Genomic DNA, 967 nt, shown 5'->3' with positions numbered 1-967 from the left:
AGAGAGTGTTGGGTAACTGAGGCCCTACTCCTGGTTGAGCTCGTCGTTGAGGCGTCGGGCCGCTTCGGTCTCGATGGGACCTTGCGGTTCGATGTCCTCGCCGGCGAGGCGGGCGGCCATCAACCGGATCATGGCTACTTTGATCATCGCCTCGGCGTGCGCGGGCTTGCGCTCGTAATCGCGGGCCAACCTTCTGCACCGTCCTAACCAGGAGAAAGTCCGTTCCACCACCCAGCGGCGGGGTAGTACTTGGAAGCCTTTCACGTCGGCATTGCGGGGCACGATCTGCAGTTCGATACCGGCATGTTCGCGGGCCCAGTCGAGCAGGCCGGCATCGATGCGGTTGACGTAGCCCTGGTCGGCCCAGACCAGGCCGAGTAGTGGGAAGGTGCGGGTGATCCCGGCCAGGACGAGTTTCGCCCCGGCGCGTTCCTGAACCGAGGCGGCATGCACGACCGCCTTGAGAAGCAACCCGCTGGTGTCGACCAGAATGTGCCGCTTACGGCCGCGGGTGCGTTTGCCGGCATCCCAGCCGATCGCCTCACCGCCTTCGTGGCTGTGCGCGGTCTGCGAGTCCAGTACCGCGGCGGACGGCTGCACGTCACGCCCCTCAGCGAGGCGGACCAGATCACGTAGCCGGTCATGGACCCGGTCCCAAGTGCCGTCGGCACTCCAGCAGCGGAACCAGCGGTAGGCGACGTCCCACGGCGCCAGATCGTGCGGGACGTGCCGCCATGCCGTACCGGTTCGCAACACGTACAAGATGGTGTCGATGACCAACCGACGCGGATAGCGAAGCGGTCGCCCACCCCGACGCGGATCCCGCTGCGGCAACAGCGGCTCGATCACCGCCCACTGCGGATCGGTCAGGGACGACTCGTACGCCGGTTTACAGACACAACGACACAGACGTGATCTTCGCTGACACGGTCAGCGAAGATCACGTCGAGGTATCACAACGCCTTCT

At 65.3% G+C, this 967-nt stretch carries 1 protein-coding gene; it reads right to left on the bottom strand.

Annotated features, from left to right (window positions below):
- Window positions 1-24: 24 nt before the first annotated feature.
- The gene (locus Aut01nite_RS43070) at window positions 25-909 is read right to left on the bottom strand and encodes an IS5 family transposase (RefSeq protein ID WP_152629017.1); all 885 of its coding nucleotides are present in this window, start codon (window positions 907-909) and stop codon (window positions 25-27) included.
- Window positions 910-967 lie beyond the last annotated feature (58 nt).

The organism is Actinoplanes utahensis (assembly GCF_016862455.1).
Classification (GTDB): Bacteria; Actinomycetota; Actinomycetes; order Mycobacteriales; family Micromonosporaceae; genus Actinoplanes; species Actinoplanes utahensis.
This window is presented reverse-complemented; position numbering and strand designations above follow the sequence as displayed.